At 73.7% G+C, this 23,565-nt stretch carries 19 protein-coding genes; 10 read left to right on the top strand and 9 right to left on the bottom strand.

What is annotated here, in order from left to right:
- Positions 1-316: 316 nt before the first annotated feature.
- Entirely contained in the window at positions 317-1,144 is an 828-nt protein-coding gene (locus tag ABRQ22_RS17980; RefSeq protein WP_253055016.1) for a hypothetical protein, read from the bottom strand.
- A 198-nt stretch (positions 1,145-1,342) separates the two neighbouring features.
- Between ABRQ22_RS17980 and ABRQ22_RS17975 the strand changes: the two genes are divergently transcribed.
- On the top strand, positions 1,343-2,290 hold the full coding sequence (locus tag ABRQ22_RS17975; protein ID WP_253055015.1) for an A/G-specific adenine glycosylase: 948 nt from the start codon (positions 1,343-1,345) through the stop codon (positions 2,288-2,290).
- Positions 2,291-2,314: 24 nt separating this feature from the next.
- Here ABRQ22_RS17975 and ABRQ22_RS17970 read toward each other — a convergent pair whose 3' ends face one another.
- From ABRQ22_RS17970 to ABRQ22_RS17955, 4 genes are all read right to left on the bottom strand, one after another.
- Positions 2,315-4,303, bottom strand: a complete 1,989-nt coding sequence (locus ABRQ22_RS17970) for a beta-L-arabinofuranosidase domain-containing protein (RefSeq protein WP_353707720.1) — start codon at positions 4,301-4,303, stop codon at positions 2,315-2,317.
- Between the two features lie 119 nt (positions 4,304-4,422).
- The gene (locus ABRQ22_RS17965) at positions 4,423-5,316 is read right to left on the bottom strand and encodes a carbohydrate ABC transporter permease (protein ID WP_353707719.1); all 894 of its coding nucleotides are present in this window, start codon (positions 5,314-5,316) and stop codon (positions 4,423-4,425) included.
- 1 nt (position 5,317) lies between these two features.
- On the bottom strand, positions 5,318-6,331 hold the full coding sequence (locus ABRQ22_RS17960; protein WP_253055012.1) for a sugar ABC transporter permease: 1,014 nt from the start codon (positions 6,329-6,331) through the stop codon (positions 5,318-5,320).
- Between the two features lie 120 nt (positions 6,332-6,451).
- The gene (locus ABRQ22_RS17955; RefSeq protein ID WP_087471202.1) at positions 6,452-7,768 is read right to left on the bottom strand and encodes a sugar ABC transporter substrate-binding protein; all 1,317 of its coding nucleotides are present in this window, start codon (positions 7,766-7,768) and stop codon (positions 6,452-6,454) included.
- 324 nt (positions 7,769-8,092) lie between these two features.
- On the opposite strand from ABRQ22_RS17955, the gene ABRQ22_RS17950 reads away from it, so the two are divergent.
- Positions 8,093-9,124, top strand: a complete 1,032-nt coding sequence (locus tag ABRQ22_RS17950; RefSeq protein ID WP_253055011.1) for a LacI family DNA-binding transcriptional regulator — start codon at positions 8,093-8,095, stop codon at positions 9,122-9,124.
- Here ABRQ22_RS17950 and ABRQ22_RS17945 read toward each other — a convergent pair.
- Together ABRQ22_RS17945 and ABRQ22_RS17940 are read right to left on the bottom strand one after the other, a co-directional pair.
- Entirely contained in the window at positions 9,117-9,722 is a 606-nt protein-coding gene (locus ABRQ22_RS17945) for an amino-acid N-acetyltransferase (RefSeq protein WP_353707718.1), read from the bottom strand. The genes ABRQ22_RS17950 and ABRQ22_RS17945 overlap by 8 nt on opposite strands.
- Before the next feature lie 68 nt (positions 9,723-9,790).
- On the bottom strand, positions 9,791-10,741 hold the full coding sequence (locus tag ABRQ22_RS17940; RefSeq protein WP_253055009.1) for a sugar-binding domain-containing protein: 951 nt from the start codon (positions 10,739-10,741) through the stop codon (positions 9,791-9,793).
- A 229-nt stretch (positions 10,742-10,970) separates the two neighbouring features.
- Between ABRQ22_RS17940 and ABRQ22_RS17935 the strand changes: the two genes are divergently transcribed.
- The 3 genes from ABRQ22_RS17935 (at position 10,971) to glpK (ending at position 15,315) form a co-directional block, all read left to right on the top strand.
- Positions 10,971-12,719 (top strand): glycerol-3-phosphate dehydrogenase/oxidase, encoded by a 1,749-nt coding sequence (locus tag ABRQ22_RS17935; protein ID WP_353707717.1) that lies wholly within the window; start codon positions 10,971-10,973, stop codon positions 12,717-12,719.
- 179 nt (positions 12,720-12,898) lie between these two features.
- Positions 12,899-13,660 (top strand): MIP/aquaporin family protein, encoded by a 762-nt coding sequence (locus ABRQ22_RS17930; protein WP_253055007.1) that lies wholly within the window; start codon positions 12,899-12,901, stop codon positions 13,658-13,660.
- A 137-nt stretch (positions 13,661-13,797) separates the two neighbouring features.
- Positions 13,798-15,315, top strand: a complete 1,518-nt coding sequence (glpK, locus tag ABRQ22_RS17925; RefSeq protein ID WP_253055006.1) for a glycerol kinase GlpK — start codon at positions 13,798-13,800, stop codon at positions 15,313-15,315.
- Between the two features lie 139 nt (positions 15,316-15,454).
- Here the strand turns inward: glpK and ABRQ22_RS17920 are convergent, their stop codons facing one another.
- Complete coding sequence (locus tag ABRQ22_RS17920) at positions 15,455-16,108, bottom strand: maleylpyruvate isomerase N-terminal domain-containing protein (RefSeq protein WP_353707716.1); 654 nt, start codon at positions 16,106-16,108, stop codon at positions 15,455-15,457.
- A 90-nt stretch (positions 16,109-16,198) separates the two neighbouring features.
- Here ABRQ22_RS17920 and ABRQ22_RS17915 point away from each other — a divergent pair, with 90 nt between their 5' ends.
- Together ABRQ22_RS17915 and ABRQ22_RS17910 are read left to right on the top strand one after the other, a co-directional pair.
- Complete coding sequence (locus ABRQ22_RS17915; RefSeq protein ID WP_353707715.1) at positions 16,199-17,164, top strand: NAD(P)-dependent alcohol dehydrogenase; 966 nt, start codon at positions 16,199-16,201, stop codon at positions 17,162-17,164.
- Between the two features lie 19 nt (positions 17,165-17,183).
- Entirely contained in the window at positions 17,184-18,485 is a 1,302-nt protein-coding gene (locus ABRQ22_RS17910; protein ID WP_353709576.1) for an alpha/beta fold hydrolase, read from the top strand.
- Between the two features lie 12 nt (positions 18,486-18,497).
- On the opposite strand, the gene ABRQ22_RS17905 is transcribed toward ABRQ22_RS17910, so the two are convergent.
- Positions 18,498-20,006: a helix-turn-helix domain-containing protein gene (locus tag ABRQ22_RS17905; RefSeq protein ID WP_353707714.1), complete on the bottom strand. Its 1,509-nt coding sequence runs from the start codon at positions 20,004-20,006 to the stop codon at positions 18,498-18,500.
- Positions 20,007-20,125: 119 nt separating this feature from the next.
- On the opposite strand from ABRQ22_RS17905, the gene ABRQ22_RS17900 reads away from it, so the two are divergent.
- The 3 genes from ABRQ22_RS17900 to ABRQ22_RS17890 all read left to right on the top strand — a co-directional run bounded on the left by ABRQ22_RS17900 (position 20,126) and on the right by ABRQ22_RS17890 (position 23,557).
- A complete protein-coding gene (locus ABRQ22_RS17900) occupies positions 20,126-22,066 on the top strand; it encodes a phosphoenolpyruvate carboxykinase (GTP) (RefSeq protein WP_353707713.1) in 1,941 nt (646 codons plus the stop codon).
- 151 nt (positions 22,067-22,217) lie between these two features.
- Complete coding sequence (locus tag ABRQ22_RS17895; protein ID WP_353707712.1) at positions 22,218-22,853, top strand: PRC-barrel domain-containing protein; 636 nt, start codon at positions 22,218-22,220, stop codon at positions 22,851-22,853.
- Positions 22,850-23,557 carry a hypothetical protein gene (locus ABRQ22_RS17890; RefSeq protein ID WP_353707711.1) on the top strand — a complete coding sequence of 236 codons (708 nt, stop codon included), beginning with the start codon at positions 22,850-22,852 and terminating at the stop codon, positions 23,555-23,557. Before ABRQ22_RS17895 ends, ABRQ22_RS17890 begins: the two co-directional genes overlap by 4 nt.
- Positions 23,558-23,565 lie beyond the last annotated feature (8 nt).

Raw genomic sequence — 23,565 nt, 5'->3', positions numbered from 1 at the left:
CCGGGCACCTCCGCGGTGAGGTCACCAGACGCGAGCCAGTCAACCAGCCACGAAGGGCCGCCCGCAATGGTTTTCGGTCTCGACTTTGCCTCGTCCGCCGGAGCACCACGGAACGGTGCGGCGCCCGATGATCGTTGGTACGACGCCATCAGCGCCCCGTGCGACGCAATCTCACAGCCAGGAGGAGCGGGCGACCCGGGGCGCTACCGAAAGGTGGTGTCCATCGATTTCACGCGCCCCGGGTGTGCACGGCAGCAGGATGTGTCCCGCCACGACGGCCAGAGTTCGCCGCCGGGGACCGCCCCGCACCCGCCCGTCAGGCGCCGTCGCCGGGCGGGGTGGTCCCGTCCGCCGGCGCGGTGGCCCCGTCCGCGGGCGGCGTCGCACCGTCCGCCGGCGGGGCGGTCCCGTCCGCGGGCGGCGTCGCACCGTCCGCCGGCGGCGCGGTCCCGTCCTCCGGGGCGGTCGTGTCCGCGGGGTCCGGGGACGGCGGGGGCGGCTCGAGCAGCGTGAACGTCACGGGCTCGCTCGTCGCGCCGTCGACGCCCGCGATGCTCAGGACCGCGGTGTACGTGCCCGGCCCGACCTCCGGCTGGTCGGGCGCGCACCCCTCGGCCGAGCGGTGCCGGTCCCAGCGCACGAGCTTCGACGGGTCCTCGTCCCCGGTGCTCATGAGCAGCAGCCGCTCCGTCGTGCCGCAGTCGGCCGACGACCAGACGAGCTCGTCGCCGGAGTAGATCTGCACCTGACGCCCGGCGTCCGAACCGTCGACGAGGCAGGGGCGGCCGCCGGACTGCCGGAGCGTCACGGTGAGCTGGACCGCGCGTCCCGGCTCGTACTCCGCCGCGCTCGCCGTCAGCCCGAGCTCGAGAGATGCCGCCGTGCAGTCCTGCGGCGGTCCGGCCGCCTCCGGGGTCGGCGGCGCGGACTTGCCCTCCTGCGCGGGCTCGTCGCCGGCGAGCAGCGGCTGCACCGCCCGCACGACGACCTGCCCGAGCAGGACGAGTCCCACCACGAGGCCGACGAGCAGCGCGAGCGCGACGACGCGGCGTCGGAGCAGCGCCCCGCGCGTGGGCCGGTCGCCCGGCCCGCTGCGGGGGCTGGCGCCCGGCCTCGGGGCGCGGTCGGTCCGCGGCGTGCTCACGGGTCCTCCGTCGTGCAGGTGCTGGTCGCGACCACGGTAGCGGCGACCGGTGCCCCGCCCGGTGCTGCCGCGCCGACGACCGCCCAGGTCGGGGCAGAATGGGTCCCTCCGCCGACCCGTCGGCGCCCGCCTCGGCCACGACCGCCGGCCCGCCGGCGGCACGGGGCCGACCGACGACCGAGAGGGACGACCGCCGTCATGACCGCCCCGGCCGCGCGCCCGGCCCGACCGCCCGTCGCCGCCGCCGTCACCACCGCTGCCGCGGGACCGCACCCGCACGCCGACCTGCACGACGCCGTCGGGCGCTGGTTCGGCGAGACGGCGCGCGACCTGCCGTGGCGCGCCGCGGACCGCACCGCGTGGGGCGTCCTCGTGAGCGAGGTCATGCTCCAGCAGACGCCGGTGGTCCGGGTCGAGCCCGCGTGGCGCGCGTGGATGGATCGCTGGCCGACGCCCGCGGACCTCGCGGCGGCGTCGACGGCGGACGTGCTGCGCGCCTGGGGCCGCCTCGGCTACCCCCGCCGCGCGCTGCGCCTGCAGGAGTGCGCCCGGGCGGTCGTCGAGCGGCACGGCGGCGAGGTCCCGCACGGCGAGGACGCCCTGCGCGCGCTGCCGGGCGTCGGCGAGTACACCGCCGCGGCGGTGACCGCGTTCGCGCACGGCCGACGCGCCGTCGTGGTCGACACGAACGTGCGCCGCGTCCTGGCGCGGGCCGTCGGCGGGGACGCCCTGCCCGCGCCGTCGTACACGGCCGCCGAGCGCGCGAGGGCGGCCGCCCTCGCCCCTGCCGACGACGCGGACGCGGTGCTCTGGGCCGCCGCCTCGATGGAGCTCGGCGCGCTCGTGTGCACGGCCCGGACGCCGCGCTGCGGCGTCTGCCCCGTCCGCGACGCGTGCGCGTGGCGCCTCGCCGGGCGCCCGGGCGACGAGCACGCGGGACGACGGCGCACGCAGGCCTGGGCGGGCACCGACCGGCAGGTGCGGGGTCGGGTCATGGCCGTGCTGCGCGACGCGCCGGGACCGGTGCCGCGCGGCGTCGTGACCGAGGTGTGGCACGACGCCGCGCAGCTCGACCGCTGCGTCGCGAGCCTCGTCGAGGACGGGCTCGTCGAGCAGGTCGACGACCTCTACCGCCTCCCCGCCTGACCCGCCACGGGCCCCGGCGCCGGGTCAGAGGGTCGGCAGCCAGACCCGCATCGTCGACGGGCCGCGCTCGGCCCAGTCGTGGTACGGCACGAGCCGGACGTCGACGGGGACCTCCGCCGACGTCGCGACCGGCTCCTCGCCCGGGCGGTCGGCGCCCGTCCGCCCGGGCGCCCCGCCGCGGAGCGGGGTGTAGGGCCACGGAGCCGTCGCCGGGTCCACGAGCAGCCCGCGCACGACGACGCGCCCGTCCTCCTCGCGCGGGGGCACGGCCACGTCGACGCGCAGGTCGGCGACGTCGCGCCCGCCCGGCAGGTCGACGGACTCCACACACAGGACCTCGGGGCCGCGCTGGACGGCGACGCAGCCGCGCACGGCGTCCACGCGCTCGTCGGGCACGAGGAACCGCGGCGCGACGTCGAGCTCGAGCGTGACGACGCTGCCCGCGCGCAGGTCGGGGACCGCGACGGTCCCCGCAGGCACCTGGCGGGCCGGGCCGTCGTCGACCACGAGCCGCCCCGACCCGGACCAGGCGGGCACGCGCAGGGTGAGCGCCCAGCGCTCGGGCGCCTCCACGACGCGCACGCGCACGCGCCCGTCCGCGGGGTAGCCGGTCTGGACGTCGAGCGCGACCGGCTCGCCCGACGGCAGCGTCGCGCGGACCTCGCTCGGCGCGTACTGGTGGAGCTGCACGCCGCCGTCGTCGACCGTCGCGAGATACCCCGCGAGGCTGGCGAACGTGCGCGCGACGTTCGGCGGGCAGCACGACACCTCGAACCACGGCGCGCGCAGCGACGACTCGGCGCGCTTGCTCACCTGGTCCGGGGCCGCCGGCTCGCCGGGGACGCGCTGGTGCAGCGTGTTCGCGTAGTAGAACGCGCGGCCGTCGTGCGCGGGCGACGTCGCGACGACGTTGAAGAGCGTGCGCTCGACCACGTCGGCGTAGCGCGGGTCGCCCTGCGCGAGCAGGAGCCGCCACGCGACCATGACCGAGCCGATCGACGCGCACGTCTCGGAGTACGCGCGGTCGGGCGGGAGGACGAAGTCGTCGCCGAACGCCTCGTCCTGGTGGTGCGACCCCTGCCCGCCCGTGACGTAGGTGCGGGCGGCCTGCGTGCGCTCCCACTGCCGGGCGACCGCGGCCACGAGCGCGTCGTCGCCCGTCTCGACGGCGACGTCGATCGCGCCCGCGGCGAGGTAGTTGGCGCGCACGGCGTGACCGCGGAAGACGGTGGCCTCGCGCACGGGGACGTCGTCCTGGTAGTAGGAGCGGCCCCACTCGATGTCCGCGAGGGTGCCCTGACCACGGCGCTCGACGAACAGCGCCGCCTGCCGCACGTATCGCGGCTCGTCGAGCGCGCGGCCGAGCTCCGCGAGCGCCACCTCGATCTCGGCGTGCCCGCACACGCCCTGGATGCCGTCGGGCCCGAACGCCTCGCACACGTGGTCCGCGGACCGGCGCGCGACCTCGACCAGCAGGTCCTCGGGGTGGCCGGTGCGGGCGCGCGCGACGGCGGCCTGCATGAGGTGCCCCTGGACGTACAGCTCGTGGCCCCACTCGAGGTCCGTGTACCGGGCGTCCTGGCCGGGGCTGCCGAACCGCGTGCAGAGGTAGCCGTCCGGCGCCTGCGCCGCCGCGACGCGCCGCACGATCGCGGCGAAGCGGCGCTCGAGGTCGTCGTCGGGTCGGCGGCCGAGCTCCCACGCCATCGCCTCGAGCAGCTTGTACACCTCGGAGTCGCTGAACTCCCGGCCGCGGCGGGTCGTCGCGACGTCGCCGCGCGCGACGGCGTCGAAGTTCGACAGCCAGCCCTCGGCCTCGAGCCAGTGCTCGATGTGCGCGAGGGTCGCGGTGCGGTTCACCTCCTGGCGCTCGGCCCAGAACCCGCCCGTGATGCGCACCTGCGCCAGGCCGAGCGGCTGCAGCCGCCCGGTCGCGGGGACGACCGGCCGTCCGCCGTCCGTGGGGCGGGCACCGGTCCCCGTCGTCCGGGGCACGGTCGGGGTCGTGGTCATGGCAGCACCTCCGGAGGCGACGGCGTCGCCTCGTGGTTCGTCGGGTCGTCGTGGTGGGACGACGCCGGGCGTCGTGGGGTCGGTCGGTCGGACGGGGGTCGGGTCGGGGGCGTGGGTCGTCATCCCTTCAGCGCCCCGGACATGAAGCCGCGCACGTAGTGGCGCTGCAGGAGCAGGAACAGGACGACGCACGGGGCCGCGAGGACGACGACGCCCGCCTGGGTCGCGCCGTAGTCGACGATGCCCATGACCTGCTGGCGCATGTTGGCCACCGCGAGCGGCAGCGGCGCCTTCGTCGAGTCGGTGATGAGGATCAGGGGTGCCACGAAGTCGTTCCAGGCGGCGAGGAAGGCGAACAGCCCGACGGTGATGAGCCCCGGCTTCACCGCGGGCAGCAGGACCCGCCTCAGCGCACCGAACGACGAGCACCCGTCGACCATCGCGGCCTCGTCCAGCTCGCGCGGCACCGACTCGAACGCGATGCGCATCATGAACGTCGCGAACGGGAGCTGGAACATGGTGAGGACCAGCGCGAGGCCGAGCAACGAGTTCTGCAGGCCGATGGTGTTGAGGAGCACGTAGAGCGGGATGAGCAGCGTCGCGTACGGGACCATGAGGATCGCGAGCGTCACGAGGAACAGCACGTCGCGGCCGGGGAACCGGAACCGCGCGAAGGCGAAGCCGCCGAGCAGCGACACCCCGAGCGTGAAGAGCACCGTGAGCCCGGACACGACCACGGAGTTCAGGAGGTACTGCCCGATGCCGGCCTGGTAGTTCGCCAGGGTCACGTAGTTCCCGAAGCCCCAGCCGTCGACCTGGTTGCTGCCGGGCTGCGGCGAGAACGAGGCCACGCCCGCCCAGATCAGCGGGAAGAGGAAGACGATGGCGAGGCCCCCGGTGAGCACCCAGTACGGGGTGCGGGTGAGGACGCCGGCGATGCGGGCACGCGGGGCCGGCCGGCCGGTGGGAGCGGGTCGCGCCGCGGGTGCGGCAGCGGGTGCGGTGACGGTCATGTCACTTCTCCTCGGGTGCGCGCATGCCACGGACCTGCGCGACGTTGATGAGCACGAGGGCGGCGAGCACGATGATCGACAGCGCGGCGGCCACGCCCAGGTCGTTCTGGCCCTGGAAGGCGATGTTGTAGATGAGCTGGACCACGGTGATCGTGCTGTTGTCCGGGCCGCCCTTGGTGAGGATGTAGAACTGGTCGAACGCGAGCAGCGAGCCGGTGACGCACATGATCGTGCACAGCGCGAGCGACGGGCGCAGCAGCGGGAGCGTCACGCGCCCGAACGTCTGCCAGCGGTTCGCGCCGTCCATGCGCGCGGCCTCGTAGACCTCGTGCGGGATCCCCTGCAGCCCCACCATGAGCAGGAGCATGTAGAACCCGGCGAAGCGCCAGACGATGAGGAAGACCGTCGACCACAGCGCGCCCTCGGGCGAGCCGAGGAACGACACCGGCTCGTCGACGATCCCCAGCCGCTCCAGGAGCGGAGAGATCGGCCCGACCTGCGGCGAGTACAGCGCGTAGAAGAGCAGCGACGCGGACGCCAGGCCCAGCGCGCTCGGCACGAGGATCGAGGTGCGCAGGAAGCTCTTCCACCGGCTCGACTCCTGCACCAGGAGCGCGAAGCCGAGCCCCAGGGCGATGAGGAGCACGGTCGCGATCACCGTGTACTTCAGCGTGAAGACGATCGAGTCCCAGAAGAACCGGTTGTCGACCGCGTCGCGGAAGTTGTCGGGGAAGTTGGGGCCCCGGTTGCCGGCGAGCAGCGGCCAGTCGGACACCGACATCTGGCCGACGAGCAGGACGGGGAGGACGAAGAACACGAGCACGAACACCGCGGTGGGCGCGGCGTAGGCCCACCCGCGGGCGGCCTGCGAGCGCCCCGGCCGACGGCGGCGCCGCCCGGCGCTCGCGGTCAGGGTGCCGCGGGGCGGTCGGTGGTCGCTCGCGGCGGGGCCCGGCGACGCCGCGCCGTGCGGCGCGGGCGAGGGCGGCGTCGAGGACGCGGACTGCACGGACATGAGAGGTCTCCTGGAACAGGGCGAGGGAAGCCGGACCCGGCCCGCCGCCGCACGGGTGGGCGCGGCGGCGGGCGCTGTGGTCACGCGGGGTGGTCGCTCGGGACGGTCACGCCGGACCGGTCACTGCGAGAGGACCGCGGTGATCTCCTCGTTGTCCGGCTCGATGCTCGAGGCGTCGCCGAACACCGCGTTGCGCACGAGCGTGAGCCACGGGCTGTTCGGCGCGTTGAACGCCTGCTGGAAGTTGCGGGCGACGGGCGTGCGGCCCTTGCTCGCGATCTCGTTGATCGTCACGACGCGCGGGTCGGCCGACGAGTACTCGTTGTCGACCAGGTCGGCGCGCGAGACGACGTCGCCGTTCTTGGCGAGCACCTCGACCTGGGCGTCCTCGGACATCATCCAGGAGAGGAAGTTCCACGCCTGGTCGGACTGCTCGCTGTCCTTGGAGATGCCGATGCCGTCGCCGCCGACGAAGGTCGACTCGCCGCCGCCCGGACCCGGGATCGGTGCGACGCCGACGTCCACCGTCTCGTCCGCGGTCGACAGGAGCGTCGCCGGGTACGGCATGACGCCGATCTTGCCCTCCTGGAAGGGGGCGACCCAGGTCGCGCCGGTCTCGTCCCGCGTGCCGGCGCCCACGGCGTCGGAGTCGACGAGGTCCTTGTACACGGCGTAGACGTCCTGCGCGGTGTCGCTCGCGAGGAGCGACTCGGTGCCGTCCGCGCTGAGCACGTCCTCGTCCGCGGCCCACACCGACGGGAACCACGTGAAGACGAGGCACCCGCCGCAGTTGCCGCCGAAGAAGGTGCCGTCGACGCCGCCGCCGAGCGCGTCGACCGCCTTCGCCTGCTCGGCGAACTCCTCGAGCGACGTCGGCCCGGCCTCCGGGTCGAGGCCGGCCTGCTCGTAGAGGTCCTTGTTGTAGAAGAGGACCGAGATGTCGAGCACGAACGGCAGCACGTACTCCTCGTCCTCGTACGTGCCGGCCTCGAGGTGGCCCTGGTTGATCTGGTCCGCGAAGTCGAGCTGGTCGATGCGGTCCGTGACGTCCTGGTAGAGCCCCTGCTCGACCCAGTTCGGCACGTACACGATGTCGGCCGCGAACAGGTCGGGCAGCCCGCCGCTGCCCGCGGCGGCGCCGACCTTCGCGACGTAGTCGTCGTTGGGGACGATCGTCAGCTCGACCTGGTTCTCGTGACTCGCGTTGTACGCGTCCACGAGCAGCTTCGCCTGCTTCTCGAGCGGCGCGCGCGTCCACAGCGTGAGCGTGCTGCCGTCGTCGACCCCCTCGACGCCGCCCTCTCCCGTCCCGCCCGTCGCGGCGTCGTCGCCGCCCGATCCGGACCCGCCGCACGCGGCGAGCCCGAGCGCGACGAGGCCGGCGAGCGTCGTCGTGGCCACGGACCTCTTCCACGAGGCCCCGCGGTGGTTCTTCATCTCGTGTCTCCTCGTACTCGTCTTCGAGCCGTTGCACCTGTGCCCCGTGCCCGCGCTGTGGGCGAACACGTTTTCGGTCCCCGTGTCGCGCTGCGGCGCGCTCCACGTGGCCGACCCTCCCCTCAGGCGGCTAGTGTTCGATGTCCTGGCGTCATCCGTGAGCCACTCGCTCGCGAGGTCGCCAGCACCGAAACCAACCGAAAAGGTTTTCTGAATGTATGGCAGCGCGGTAGTCTCGTCAAGCAGGGCAGCGGGTTACAGTTCGATCACGGCTCGATCGTCGAGGGCGCAGCGCAGCGCACCGGCAGGAGGGGGAACGGCCTCATGACGACCCAGAGCGGGAGCGCCACGCCGCGCGCGGCGACCCTCACCGACGTCGCGCGCCTCGCGGGCGTGTCCATCGCGACCGCGTCCAAGGCGATCAACGGGCGCGACCAGGTCAAGGCGGAGACGCGCCTGCGCGTCCTGGAGGCCGCCGAGCGGCTGTCCTTCGCCCCCAACGCGCTCGCGCGCGGGTTGCTCAAGGGCCGCACCGGCACGGTCGGGCTGCTCACGAGCGACCTCGAGGGACGCTTCTCGATCCCGGTCCTCATGGGCGCCGAGGACGCGTTCGGCGCGGGCCGCGTGTCGGTCTTCCTGTGCGACGCGCGCGGCGACGCCATCCGCGAGCAGCACCACGTGCGCGCCCTGCTCTCGCGGCGCGTCGACGGGCTCATCGTCGTCGGCTCGCGCACCGACCCGCGGCCGCCGCTGAGCGCGGACATCCCGGTCCCGGTGGTCTACGCCTACGCGCCGTCCGAGGACCCGTCCGACGTCTCGATCACGGCGGACAACGTCGGGGCCGGGCGCCTCGCCGTCGAGCACCTGCTCTCGTGCGGGCGCCGGCGCGTCGCGCACGTCTCGGGCGACCCCGGCTACAAGGCCGCGCAGGACCGCGCGGCGGGCGCCGAGGCCGCGGTCGCCGCCGCCGGCCTGGAGCTGGTCGGCGGCCAGACCTTCTTCGGCTCGTGGAGCGAGGGCTGGGGACGCGGCGCCGCGCGCATGATCGTCGAGCAGCACGGCGACGTCGACGCCTTCTTCTGCGGCTCGGACCAGATCGCGCGCGGCGTGCTCGACGCGCTGCGCGAGCTCGGTCGCGACGTGCCCGGCGAGGTGTCGGTCATCGGCTTCGACAACTGGGAGGTGCTGACGACCAACGCGCGACCGCAGCTCACGAGCGTCGACATGAACCTCGAGCGGCTCGGGCGCGTCGCGGCACAGCGCCTCTTCGCCGCGATCGACGGGACCGTGCGCCCGGGGGTCGAGGAGCTCCCGTGCCGCGTGGTGACCCGCGCGTCGACCGTGCCGATCAGCTGAGCGTCGCGCCCGCGGTGCCGCCGCCGTCGAGGTCGTCGAGGTCGTCGAGGTCGAGCAGCATGCGCGTGTTGCCGAGCGTGTTGGGCTTCACGCGCGCGAGGTCGAGGAACTCCGCGACGCCGTCGTCGTGCGAGCGCAGGAGCTCGGCGTACACCTCGTGCGAGACGGGGGTCCCCTCGATCGCGCGGAAGCCGTGCGCCCGGAAGAAGTCGACCTCGAACGTCAGGCAGAACACCCGACGGAGCCCGAGCGCGCGGGCCCGCGCCAGCAGCTCGACGACGAGCGCGTGCCCCACGCGGTGCCCGCGCCACGCGGGGTCGACGGCGAGGGTGCGGATCTCGGCGAGGTCGTCCCACATGACGTGCAGCGCGCCGCACCCGACGACGCGCGGCGCGTCCTCGTCGTCGGCCTCGCCGACGACGCTCGTCGCGGCCGGGTCCACCTCGGCGACCACGAACTCCTGGACCGCCTCGTAGTACCCGACCAGCTCCTTGGCCAGGAGGATCCGGTCCTCCGCGTAGGGCTGCACGAGCGCGCGGACCGCGCGCACGTCCGCGGGCAGGGCGGGACGGACGCGGACGGCGGAGGTCGTGGGCACCGCGTCACTGTACGCGGATCGCGGGCTCGATGCATAGTCATGCACTGCGCCGCATACCTCCGTGGGGTTCAGGCGCCCCCGACGAGCCGCGCCGCCGTGATCTCGTCGACGACGAGGTCGGTGACGACCCCCGCGCGCAGCGCGGCGCGCAGCGGCGCCACCTTGTTGTCCCCCGCGACCGCGCACACGCGCCGCGGCACGCGCCGCAGCTCCTCCGGCGCGGGGCCGGTCGCACGACCGTTGAGGGCGATGTCGCGGTAGGTGCCGTCCGCGCGCAGGAACACCGTGCACACGTCGCCGACCACGCCCTCGGCGTCCAGGACCGCGATGTCGTCGGGCTCGAGGTACCCCGCCGAGTACACGTGCGACGGCACGCCGCCCGCCACGGCCCCGACGGAGAAGAGCGCGATGTCCGCACGGTGCTGCACGTCCAGCACGCGTCGCACCGACCGCTCGCGCCACATCGCCCGCTTGGTCTCGGCGTAGTCGAAGAACGCAGGCACTGGGAAATGGTGCACGTGCGCGTCGAAGGCGGCGCCGAAGCCCGCGATGAGGTCGCCCGCGTAGTGCACGCCCGACGTGCGCGTGTTCGCGGCCCCGTTGAGCTGGACGACGGCGCTCCCCCGTGTCGGCTTGCGCGGCAGGTGCCGGGAGATGGCCGAGAGCGTGGTCCCCCACGCGATGCCGAGGATCATGTCGGAGTCGAACCACGTCGACAGCAGGCGCGCGGTCGTCAGCGCGACCTGCTCCAGCCGCTCGACCTGCGGCGCCTGGTCCGGCACCGGGACGACGTACGCGTCGATGCCCCACGTGCTCGAGAGGTGCTGGCCCAGCCCGGGCCCGCGGCTCCGCGCCGGCCGCAGCGAGATCTCGACCAGCCCCGTGTCCCGGGCCCGCTTCACGAGCCGCGACACGGTGGACCGCGACGTGTGCAGGTGCTTGGCGATGGCCTCCATCTTCATGTCCTGCAGGTAGTACATCGAGGCCGCCCGCAGGACGTCCTGCTCCCGGTCCACCATGCCGGTCTCCCTTCGCTCGACCTCCATTCTGCACGTTTGTGCACCACGGTTGCGCGTCCGTTCGGCGCGTGGTGACCTGGAGAGCGTGCCAGCGCGCCGGGACCCGGCGCGCGCACGGCGGCTACCGCTCGCGCACCCTGGTCGGGCGTGGGACCGTCGCTGTGAGCGCACCGTGGGCGCATCGTCCCGCGGCGTGCCCGCAGCACCGAGGGACGAGAGAGGAAGACGGATGGCATCCACGAGACTCACCGCGGAGTCGCGCCGGCAGGCGCTCGCCGTGCTCGAGGCCAGCACGACCCCCGACGCGGAGCTCGACGTCCTCGTGATCGGCGGCGGCGTCACCGGCGCGGGGATCGCGCTCGACGCCGTGACGCGCGGGCTGTCGACGGCGATCGTCGAGGCGCAGGACTGGGCGGCCGGGACCTCGAGCCGGTCGAGCAAGCTCGTCCACGGCGGCCTGCGCTACCTGCAGATGCTCGACTTCCACCTCGTCAAGGAGGCGCTGACCGAGCGCGACCTCCTGCTCAAGGACATCGCCCCGCACCTCGTGCGGCCGGTCCCGTTCCTCTACCCGCTCGAGCACCGCGTGTGGGAGCGCGCCTACGTCGGCGCGGGCATCGCGCTCTACGACACGCTCGCGAGCCTCGCACCCGGCAGGCGCGCCATGCCGATCCACCGGCACCTGTCGCGCAGCCGCATGGAGAAGAAGTTCCCGGACCTCGCGCACGACGCCGCGATCGGCGCCGTGCAGTACTGGGACGCCTCCGTCGACGACGCACGCCTCGTCACGACGCTCGTGCGCACGGCCGCGTCCTACGGCGCGCACGCCGCCTCGCGCACGCAGGTCGTCTCGCTCACCAAGGGATCGACGGGCGCGGTGAACGGCGCCGTGCTCCAGGACCTCGAGACCGGGACAGAGATCACCGTCCGGGCCCGCGCCGTCATCAACGCGACCGGCGTCTGGACCGAGGACACCGAGGCGCTCGCCGGCAGCGAGGGCGGGCTGCGGGTCCTCGCGTCCAAGGGCGTCCACATCGTCGTCCCGCGCGAGCGGATCAAGGGCCAGGTCGGGCTGATCCTGCAGACCGAGAAGTCGGTCCTGTTCATCATCCCGTGGTCGCGCTACTGGATCATCGGCACCACGGACACCCCGTGGGAGCAGGACTTCCAGCACCCCGTCGCGACGTCGGCCGACATCGACTACGTGCTCGACCACGCGAACGCGGTGCTCGCCCACCCGCTCACGCGCGACGACATCATCGGCACCTACGCCGGGCTCCGCCCGCTCCTGCAGCCGGGCACCAAGGAGGGGACGAGCTCCGCGAAGGTCTCGCGCGAGCACACCGTCGCCTCCCCCACCCCGGGGCTGACCGTCATCGCCGGCGGCAAGCTCACGACCTACCGCGTGATGGCCAAGGACGCCGTCGACTTCGCGATCGGCCAGCGTGCGAGCGCCCTGCCCTCCATCACGCAGAAGATCCCGCTCCTGGGCGCCGTCGGGCTCGACGCCGTCCGACGGCAGGCGCGGCCGTGGGCCTCGCGCTACGGCTGGACGCCCGCGCTCGTCGACCACCTGCTGCACCGGTACGGGTCCAACCTCCGCGAGATCGTCGAGCTGTGCGAGGCCCGGCCTGACCTCGCGAAGCCGCTGGAGCACGCGCCCGCGTACCTGCGGGCCGAGATCGCGTACGGCGTCTCCCACGAGGGCTCGCTGCACCTCGAGGACCTGCTCCTGCACCGCACCCGGCTCAACTACGAGGTCGCCGACCGCGGCCTCGCCGCGCTGCCCGAGATCGCCGACCTCGTCGGCGAGCTGCTCGGGTGGGACGACGCGACCCGCGCCGCCGAGATCGCCAGCTACACCGACCGCGCGAACGCGGAGGCCGCCGCCGAGCAGGAGCCCGACGACGCCTCCGCCGAGCGCACCCGGCTCGAGGTCGACGACGTGTCGCCTCTCCAGCCGCTCCGCACCACCTGACAGCAGAACACCGCTCGCGAGCGCGCCTCGGGCGCCGTCCGGCAGGGGACGGCGCCCGACCAGGCCTCGCACACCGACCTCACGGGGCGCACGCCGACGGCGGACCGACCCGAGGACCCGACGCTCAGGCGCGCCGGGACGGTTGAGACAGAGAAGTCCACCACGAAAGAGAGAGCACGATGGATCAACTCCTCATGAACGCCTTCTGGTCCGAGATCCTCGGCACGGCGACCCTGATCCTCCTCGGAGCGGGCGTCGTCGCGAACGTCGTCCTGCCGAGGACCAAGGGCTTCAACGGCGGCTGGCTCCTCATCAACTTCGGATGGGGCCTCGCGGTCTTCACCGCCGTCTACGTGGCCTACAAGTCGGGCGCCCACCTCAACCCGGCCGTCACGATCGGCCTCTTCACCGCTCAGGAGCCGTTCTACTCGGTCACCGGGCCGGAGGGGATGGTCACGGCGACCATCGAGCCCACCGTGGGCAACATGTTCATGTACTGGGGCGCCCAGATGATCGGAGCGATCATCGGTGCCGTGGTCGCGTTCCTCGCGTACAAGAAGCACTTCGACGAGGACGCCCCCAGCGCCACCAAGCTCGCCGTGTTCTCCACCGGCCCCGAGATCCGCTCCTACGCGTGGAACTTCATCACCGAGGTCATCGCGACCTTCGTGCTCGTGTTCTTCGTCGTGGCGTCCGGGAAGACGCCGTCGGGTCTGGGACCGCTCGCCGTCGCGCTCGTCGTGGTCGCGATCGGCGCGAGCATCGGTGGTCCCACCGGGTACGCCATCAACCCTGCCCGTGACCTCGGTCCCCGCATCGCGCACGCGCTGCTGCCGATCCGGGGCAAGGGCTCGAGCGACTGGGCCTACTCGTGGGTCCCCGTCGCCGGTCCGCTGGTCGGCGGTGTCCTCGCCGGCCTGCTCGGCGCCGCCTGGATCTGACCGACCCGGACGAGCCGGACCTCTCCCCCGCGTGACCGGGGAGCCGGGGGCCTCCCCGGTCACGCGACCCGCCGCCGTCGGGCGCCGGGCACCCACACCAACCCGAACCCACACCGACGTGAAGGACTGAACGCACCATGGCCGACTACGTTCTCGCCATCGACCAGGGGACCACGAGCTCCCGGGCCATCGTCTTCAACCACTCCGGGGAGATCGTCTCCACCGGGCAGCTCGAGCACGACCAGATCTTCCCGCGCGCCGGGTGGGTGGAGCACAACCCGGAGCAGATCTGGAACAACGTCCGCGAGGCCGTGGGCCTCGCGCTCACCCGCGCCAACGTGACGCACCACGACATCGCGGCGGTCGGCATCACCAACCAGCGCGAGACCGCGGTCGTGTGGGACAGGACCACGGGCAAGCCGGTCTACAACGCGATCGTCTGGCAGGACACCCGCACCCAGAAGATCGTCGACGAGCTGGGCGGCTCCGACGGCCCCGAGAAGTACAAGTCGATCGTCGGCCTCCCGCTCGCGACCTACTTCTCCGGTCCCAAGGTGAAGTGGATCCTCGACAACGTCGAGGGTGCGCGCGAGAAGGCCGAGGCGGGCGACCTGCTGTTCGGCAACACCGACACGTGGACGCTGTGGAACCTCACGGGCGGCGTCAACGGCGGCGTGCACGTCACCGACGTGACCAACGCGTCGCGCACCATGCTCATGGACCTCGACACGCTGTCCTGGCGCGAGGACATCGCCGCGGACATGGGCATCCCGCTGTCCATGCTCCCCGAGATCAAGTCCTCCTCCGAGGTCTACGGGCACGGCCGCCAGCAGGGCCTGCTCCCCGGCGTCCCGATCGCGGGCATCCTCGGCGACCAGCAGGCGGCGACGTTCGGCCAGGCGTGCTTCGAGGTCGGGCAGGCCAAGAACACGTACGGCACGGGCAACTTCATGCTGCTCAACACGGGCACGGAGAAGGTCATGAGCCAGAACGGCCTGCTCACGACCGTCTGCTACAAGATCGGCGACCAGCCCGTCCGCTACGCGCTCGAGGGATCGATCGCCGTCACGGGCTCGCTCATCCAGTGGCTCCGCGACAACCTCGGCATGTTCGAGGACGCGCCCGACGTCGAGTGGCTCGCGGGCAAGGTCGAGGACAACGGCGGCGCGTACTTCGTGCCCGCGTTCTCCGGTCTCTTCGCCCCGTACTGGCGCTCGGACGCGCGCGGCGCGCTCGTCGGCCTCACGCGGTACGTCAACCGCAACCACATCGCGCGGGCTGCGCTCGAGGCGACCGCCTACCAGACGCGCGAGGTGCTGGACGCGATGAACGCCGACTCCGGCGTCGACCTCACCGAGCTGCGCGTCGACGGCGGCATGGTCGCCAACGAGCTGCTCATGCAGTTCCAGGCCGACCAGCTCGGCGTCGACGTCGTGCGCCCCAAGGTCGCCGAGACCACCGCGCTCGGCGCCGCGTACGCCGCGGGCATCGCCGTCGGGTTCTGGAAGGGCGAGCAGGACGTCATCGACAACTGGGCCGAGGACAAGCGGTGGAGCCCGTCGATGGACGACTCCGAGCGCGAGCGCCTCTACCGGAACTGGAAGAAGGCCGTGACGAAGACGTTCGAGTGGGTGGACGAGGACGTGGAGCAGTAGTCCCCGTCACGACGGAGGTCCCGTCCGGAGGGGGTGGGGTGATGTCGCCACGGCGACACGACCCCACCCCCTCCTTCGGCGCCGCCTCTCGTCCGGGGACCCGTCTCCCCACGACCGGAGAGGCGACGAGGGCGCCGGGTCAGCCGAGGCTGACGGGGAGGCGGACGGCCAGGGGTCCCAGGTCCTCGCGCTCCGCGGCCGTGGGTGCGCGGCGGCCCGTCACGACGCGCAAGGCGTCCGGGTCGGCGAGGGACGGCGGGACCGGCGCGCCCAGGACGGCCTCGAGCAGCGCGCGGGACGCCGCGAGCGTCTCGGCCGGCGGGTCGGCCGCGGCCGGCAGGTGCGCCACGAGGTCGAGGTGGTGCACGGTCCACTCCAGGACGTACGCGTCGAGGAAGTCCCGGACGGTGAGGGTCTCGCCCTGCGTCCCGACCCGCGCACCCGGGTCCGCGAGCTCGGCCGCCCGGCCCGCGGCGGCGAGGAGGTCGTCCACGTGGTGCCGGAGCGCACCCGGCCGCCCGTACGCCGCCGCGAGCCGCGCGACGAGGCGGCCGTGGGGGTCGGGATGCTCCTCGCCGGCGCCGACCCGCCAGTAGGAGACCGCGTCGACGGTCGGCGCGGCGTCCTGCGGGGTCACCAGGGTGACGAGGACGTCCTGCGCACCGATCGTCAGGTGGCACACGAGGTCGCGCACGAGCCAGCCGGTGCAGCCCGACGGCCGCTCCCAGTCCTCGTCGCCGAGCGCGTCCACGGCGTCCTGGAGGGCGGTCACGGCCCGGGTGAAAGGGAGCACCTCGCCACGCTAGCCCCGCGGACCCGGCCGGCCCAGCGCATTCCCCGCGCCGCGGTGGCTCCCGCCCGCGGGAGTCCCTACGGTGGTCGGGTGCGCGCGTGGGTCTACGAGCGGTACGGCGACGTCGACGAGCTGCACCTCCGTGACGTGCCGGAGCCAGTGCCGGCGAAGGGCGAGGTCCTCGTCGAGGTCGTCGCGACGTCCGTGAACCTGTCGGACTGGGAGGCCCTGCGGGGCAGCCCGGGCTACGCGCGCCTCGACGGGCTCCGCGCGCCACGCACCCGGGTCCTCGGCTCCGACGTCGCCGGCCGCGTCGTCGCGGTCGGGGACGGCGTCACGCGCTTCCGCCCGGGCGACGAGGTCTACGGCGACAACCTCCCGCGCCGCGGCGGGTTCGCGGAGCTCGTGACGATGCCGGAGAAGGCGGTGGCGCACAAGCCGCCGGGGCTCACCTTCGTCCAGGCGTCCACGATCCCGCAGGCGGGCGCCATCGCGCTCCAGGCCCTCGCGCCGGCGGCTCCGGAGGCTGGCGTGCTCGTCAACGGCGCGGGCGGCGGTTCCGGGAGCCTCATGGTCCAGCTCGCCGTCGCGCGAGGCCTGCGCGTCACCGCGGTGGACAACGCGGGCAAGCTCGACTTCCTCCGGCGGCTGGGTGCGCACGAGGTGATCGACTACCGTCAGACCGACTTCACGCGGACCGGCCCCTACGACCTCGTCGTCGACCTCGTCGCGCACCGGTCCGTGTTCGCCTACCGGCGCGCGCTCGCCCGCGGAGGTCGGTGCCTGATGGTCGGAGGCACGCTGCGGACGCTGCTCCGCATGCTCACCGTCGGGCCCGTCCTGGGAGCGCTGACCGGTGCCCGGCTCGGCGTGCTCTTCGTGCGCCAGGGGCCGCGCCACTTCGCCCCGCTCGCCGACCTGTGCGCCGCCGGTGTGGTCGAGATCCCCGTCGACCGTACGTTCCCCCTCGCGGACGTGCCCGCCGCGCTCACGCTGCACGGTGAGGGGCGCGCCCTCGGCAAGGTCGTCGTCACCGTGCGCCACGACGCTGGCTAGGGTGGGGCGCGTGAGCGTCCTGCGCGAGACCAGCTACACCGTCCCCGGCATCCACGTCACCTACCGCGAGCTCGCGGTGCCGCTCGTCTGGGGCGACGACGGCGACCCGCGCCGCCTGACGCTGTTCGTGCGCGAGCTCGTCGACCCCGTGCGCCGTCGCGACGACCTGCCGCTGCTCGTCTTCCTCCAGGGCGGCCCGGGCGGCAAGGGGCCGCGCCCCACCGGCCCCGACGGCTGGGTCGGCACGGCGCTCGAGACGCACCGGGTGGTGCTGTTCGACCAGCGGGGCACCGGGCGCTCGTCGGCCGTGCGGGGCGCGGCGCTCGCGGCCCGCGGGACGGGCGCCGCCCAGGCCGACTACCTGTCGCACTTCCGCGCCGACGCGATCGTCGCGGACGCGGAGCACGTGCGACGCACGGTCTACGGCGGCCGGCGCTGGTCGTCGCTCGGGCAGTCGTACGGCGGCTTCCTCACCATGACCTACCTGTCCCGGGCGCCCGAGGCCCTCGACGCGTGCTACGTGACGGGCGGCCTGCCGGGCCTGACGGCGGACGCGCGCGAGGTCTACCGCCGCACCCAGCCGCGCGTCGTCGCGAAGAACGCCGCCTACCGCGAGCGGTACCCCGACGACGCGGTCCGGCTCGCGCGCGCCGCGGACCGCCTGGCCGTGGGCGACGTGCGCCTGCCCGACGGCGACGTGCTCACCGTCCGTCGGCTCCAGTCGCTCGGCATGGATCTCGGGATGAAGCCCGGCCCGGAGCGCATCCACTGGGTCGTCGACGAGGCGTTCGACGCCGACGGGCCCGACGAGCTCACCGACACCTTCCTCGCGGAGGTCGCCGCGGCGACGTCGTTCCGCACCAACCCGCTCTACGCCGTCCTGCACGAGTCGATCTACGCGCAGTCCGGCACCGGACCCACGGCCTGGGCAGCCGAGGCGGTGCGTGCCGAGGACCCCGCGTTCGACCCGGCGGCCCGGCCGCTGCTGCTCACGGGCGAGATGATCTACCCCTGGATGTTCGACGAGGTCGCGGCGCTGCGTCCCTTCCGCGCCGCGGCGGAGGCGCTCGCCGCGCGCGACGACTGGCCGGACCTGTACGACCTCGACGTGCTCGCCCGCAACGAGGTGCCCGTCGAGGCGGCGGTGTACTTCGACGACATGTTCGTCGACGCGGGCCTCTCGCTCGACACCGCGGCCCGCGTGGGCAACGTCCGCACGTGGGTGACCAACGAGTTCGAGCACGACGGCCTGCGCACGGGCGACGTCCTCGCCCGCCTGCGCGACCGCCTCGCCGCCCGAGGCGGCCCCCTCCCCACGTGACCCACCTGACGGTCACGACGGGGCGTGCTTCGCCAGGAACGCGTAGACCTCTGTCGCGTCGACGCCCGGGAACGCGCCGGACGGGAGCGCGGAGAGCACGTGCTGGTGCATGCGGGCGCTCGGCCACGACGCGTCCTCCCAGCGCCTCGCCGCGTCGGCGGCGGGGCGGCGGCAGCACGACTCGTCGGGGCACGACGACTGACGCCGCACGGTCGTGTCCCGGCCGCGGAACCACTTGGCCGACGCGAACGGGACTCCGACGGCGATCGAGAACTGGCCTGTCGTCGTCGTGCCGGTCTGCGTGGAGCACCAGAACGTCCCGGCGGGCGTGTCGGTGTACTGGTACGACTCCTGCGCGCGGTCGCGGCGCGCGAACGCCTCCCGGACGGCCCACCTGCGGCAGACCATCTGGCCCTCGATCGCGCCGGTCACGTCGGCCGGCAGGGGGAGCCCGTCGTTCTCGTAGCCGCGGAACAGCGCGCCGTCGTCGCCCACGCGCAGGAAGTGCAGCGGGATGCCGAGGTGCACCGTCGCGAGGTTGGTGAAGCGCTGCGCCGCGGCCTCGTGCGTCACGCCGAACGCGTCGCGCAGGTCCTCGACCGCGAGGTCCTTCTCGCGCTTGCGCCGCTCCAGGAAGTCGACCGCCGCGCTCTGCGGGATGAGGCAGCACGCCGCGAAGTACGTGATCTCGACGCGCTGGCGCAGGAACTCCGCGTACGAGCGCGGCCGCTCGTGCCCGAGCACGCGGTGCGCGATCGCCTGGAGGGCGAGCGAGCGCAGGCCGTGGCCGCCGGGGATGGACGCGGGGGGCAGGTAGATGCGCCCGTTCTCCAGGTCCGTGACCGTGCGCGTCGAGTGCGGCAGGTCGTCGACGTGCCAGATGGTGAAGCCGAGCTGCTCCGCCATGCGCGCGACCGTGCGGTGCGTCAGCGCCCCGACCGTGTACCCGGCCTTGCGCGCCATGTCCTCGGCGAGCTCCTCGATCTCCGGGTAGTAGTTGTCGCGCGCCTGGCGCTCGAGGCGCAGCTCCGTGTTCGCGCGGCGCGCCTCCTCGGGGGTCGCGACGGCCTCCGTCGCGCGGCGCTGGAGCTCGGCGTGCAGCCCGACGAGGTGCTCCAGGACGGGCAGCGGGAGCTTCTGGCTCGCCTTCACGGCCGGCAGGCCCAGCCCGGCGAACAGCGGACCGCGCTGCGCGCGGTCGAGCGCGATCTCCAGAGCGGCCCGGCGCGACGGCGGCTCGTCGGTGAGCAGGTCCGTCACCGAGACGTCGAGCGCCTGGGCGAGGTGCTGCAGGAGCGACAGCCGCGGCTCGCGGCGCCCGTTCTCGATCATCGACAGCAGGCTCGGGGCGGTGCCGACCGCGGCGCCGAGCGCGTCGAGCGTGAGGCCACGGGTCGTGCGGACGTGGCGCAGGCGGCGGCCGAGCGTGAGGAGGTCCGCCTGCGGCCCGGGCGCCGCCTCCTCGCGGGCGCGACCGCCGGAGCGGCTGTTCGGCGGATCCGTGGGCGGTGAGGGGGCCATGACTTGACGATATGTCAAGATCAGCGATTCTTCACCGCGTCCTGGTTGGAAATCCTGACCGCTGGGGCCCGAAGGTGGAAGGAGCACGAGGCCACCGCCGACCCTTGGGAGCGCCCCCGATGAGCACAGCCGCCCGCACCGTCCACCCGCGCCGCACGCGGTCCGCCGCCCTGCTCGACGACGTCGAGACCGACCTCGTCGGGCTGCGTGCCACGTCCGGCTCGGTCTCCGCGTTCGGGAGCGGCGACCCGCGCCCCCGCGACGCCCGCGCGTGGGTGCGCGAGATCGCGAACCTCACCGAGCCCGACGCGATCGTGTGGTGCGACGGCTCCGCAGCGGAGAAGCGACGGCTCATCGACCTCCTCGTCGACGCCGGGACGCTGCTCCCCCTCGACCCCGAGCTGCGCCCGGGCAGCTACCTCGCGCGCTCCGACCCGAGCGACGTCGCGCGCGTCGAGTCCCGGACGTTCATCTGCTCGCGCGCCGAGGTCGACGCCGGACCGACGAACAACTGGCGCGAGCCCGAGGCCATGCGCGCCGAGCTGCGCGGCGTGTTCGAGGGATCGATGCGCGGCCGCACGATGTACGTCGTCCCGTTCTCGATGGGTCCGGTGGGCGGGCCGATCTCGCAGGTCGGCATCGAGGTCACCGACTCGCCGTACGTCGTGGTGAGCATGGGGATCATGACGCGCGTCGGCCAGGAGGTCATGGACCTCATCGACGCCGGCACCCCGTTCGTCCCGGCGGTCCACTCGGTCGGCGCCCCGCTCGTCGACGACACCGGCGCCGTCACGGACGACGTGCCGTGGCCGTGCAACGACACCAAGTACATCGTCCAGTTCCCCGAGACGCGCGAGATCTGGTCCTACGGCTCGGGGTACGGCGGCAACGCGCTCCTCGGCAAGAAGTGCTTCGCGCTGCGCATCGCGTCCGCGATGGCGCGCGACGAGGGCTGGCTCGCCGAGCACATGCTGCTCATCCGCGCGACGTCGCCCGAGGGCCGCGCCTACCACCTCGCCGCCGCGTTCCCGTCGGCGTGCGGCAAGACGAACCTCGCGATGCTGCGACCCACCATCCCCGGCTGGACCGTCGAGACCATCGGCGACGACATCGCGTGGCTGCGGCCCGGCCCCGACGGCCGCCTGCGCGCGATCAACCCCGAGGCCGGCTTCTTCGGCGTCGCGCCCGGCACCGGCGTCGAGACCAACCCGGCCGCGGTCGAGACGTTCGCGCGCGACACGATCTTCACGAACGTCGCGCTCACCGACGACGGCGACGTGTGGTGGGAGGGCCTGACCCCGGAGCCGCCCGCGCACCTGATCGACTGGACCGGCCAGGACTGGACGCCGGACGCCGGCCGCCCCGCCGCGCACCCGAACTCGCGGTTCACCGTCTCTGCCGCGCAGTGCCCGACGATCGCCGACTCGTGGAAGGACCCCGAGGGCGTCCCGATCGACGCGATCGTGTTCGGCGGGCGCCGCGCGACCAACGTGCCGCTCGTCGCGCAGGCGTACGGGTGGGAGCACGGCGTGTTCATGGGCGCAACCATCTCCTCCGAGCAGACGGCCGCCGCCGAGGGCACCGTCGGCGCGCTGCGCCGCGACCCGTTCGCGATGCTGCCCTTCTGCGGCTACAACATGGCCGACCACTGGGCGCACTGGCTCCGCGTCGGTGCCTCGCTCGACCCCGACAAGCGGCCGAAGATCTTCCAGGTCAACTGGTTCCGCAAGGACGCCGACGGCCGCTTCCTCTGGCCCGGGTTCGGCGAGAACTCGCGCGTCCTCGCGTGGATCGCGGCGCAGGTCGACCGGTCGCGCGGCGTGCGCACCGACTCCGGCGCCGTGAAGAGCCCCGTCGGCCTGCTGCCCGCGCCCGGCGCGCTCGAGCTCGGCGGCCTCCACATGGACGACGGCGACCTCGACGCCCTGTTCGACGTCTCGCCCGAGCAGTGGCTCGCCGAGGCCGAGCTGACCGCCGAGTTCTTCGACACGTTCGGCAACCGCGTGCCCGACGAGCTGTGGGCGCAGCTCGCCCGGCTGCGGGACCGGCTCGGAGCCTGACGCGCGGGCCGCCCGGCGTCGCGTCCCCCACCACCGGGGACGGGGCGCAGGGCGGTCGCCGCCCGCGTGCGTGCGCCCGTGCACGCTCGCACGATGGAGATGTCGGCTCCAGCAGACGGGCCTCGGTGCAGCACCGACCGAAGGACCCACCATGATCAGCACGGACCAGATCGAGAGGCTGCTCTCCGGCGGCACCGTCGTCTCGCAGGCCGGTGAGAAGGTCGGCAAGGTCGGCCAGGTGTTCCTCGACGACCGCACCGGCGAGCCCGCGTGGGTGACGGTGAAGACCGGCCTGTTCGGCACCGCCGAGTCCTTCGTCCCCCTCGCGGACGCGGACGTGCAGGGCGACGAGGTCCGCGTCCCGTACACCAAGGACACCGTCAAGGACGCTCCCCGGGTCGACGACTCCGAAGAACACCTCTCGCACGAGGAGGAGACGGAGCTCTACCGCTACTACGGCCGAGGGTCCACACCGGACGACGCGCCCTCCGCGCGGGAGGCCGGCACGTCCGAGCACGACCGGGTGGGTGAGAGCGCCGAGGCCGGGGTCGGCAGGCACGCCGCCGGCCCACCCGGGGACGACGCGCCGCTCGGCTCCGGAGGCCGGCGGAGCGACCCCGGAGCCGGCCCGGAGGGCACGTACCGGCTGCGCCGCTACGTCGTCACGGAGTACGTCGCCGAGACGGTGCCCGTCGACGAGCTGCCGCAGCCTCCGCAGCCCCCGGGCGAGGGCGCCGGCGCCGAGTCGTCGCCCGGCAGGAACCCTCGAGAGGAGCGCCGGTCATGAGTACGAGCTACGGGGCGACCCCGCCCCAGGACGACCGCCCGGGCCACGGCCCCCGCGGCGCCGAACCTCACGGCACAGATCCTCGCGGCACAGATCGTGGCGGCACGGGCCCTCGCAGCACGGACGAGCCCCTCGCCCGCGACCGTGACGCCGTCGTGGCGCGCGAGAGGGAGGAGTACGGCGGCATCAAGATCGGCTCGGCCTTCTTCGGGTGGCTCACCGCCACCGGGACCGCCGTCCTGCTCACGGCCCTGGCCGCCGCCGCCGGCGCGGCCTTCGGCCTCTCCGGTACCACCGATGCCCAGGAGGTCGTCGACCAGGCGAGCGAGAACGCCGAGACGATCGGCATCGTCGGCGGCATCGTGCTGGTCGTCGTGCTGTTCGTCGCCTACTACTGCGGCGGCTACGTCGCGGGTCGCATGGCGCGCTTCGACGGCGCGAAGCAGGGCCTCGCCGTGTGGCTGTGGGCCGTGGTCGTCGCGATCGTGCTCGCCCTCCTGGGACTCGTGGCAGGAAGTCGGTACAACGTGCTGTCGCAGCTCAACACGTTCCCCCAGATCCCGGTGAGCACGAGCGACCTCACGACCGGTGGTGTCATCGCCCTCGTCGCGGCCGCCGTGGTGAGCCTCGTCGGCGCCGTCCTCGGCGGCCTCGCGGGCATGCGCTTCCACCGCAGGGTGGACCGGGCCGGCCTGGAGGCCTAACACCGGGA

It is taken from the genome of Cellulosimicrobium sp. ES-005 (assembly GCF_040448685.1).
GTDB lineage: Bacteria > Actinomycetota > Actinomycetes > Actinomycetales > Cellulomonadaceae > Cellulosimicrobium > Cellulosimicrobium cellulans_G.
Note: the sequence above shows the minus strand (reverse complement) of the source record. Positions and strands in the feature narration are given on the sequence as shown.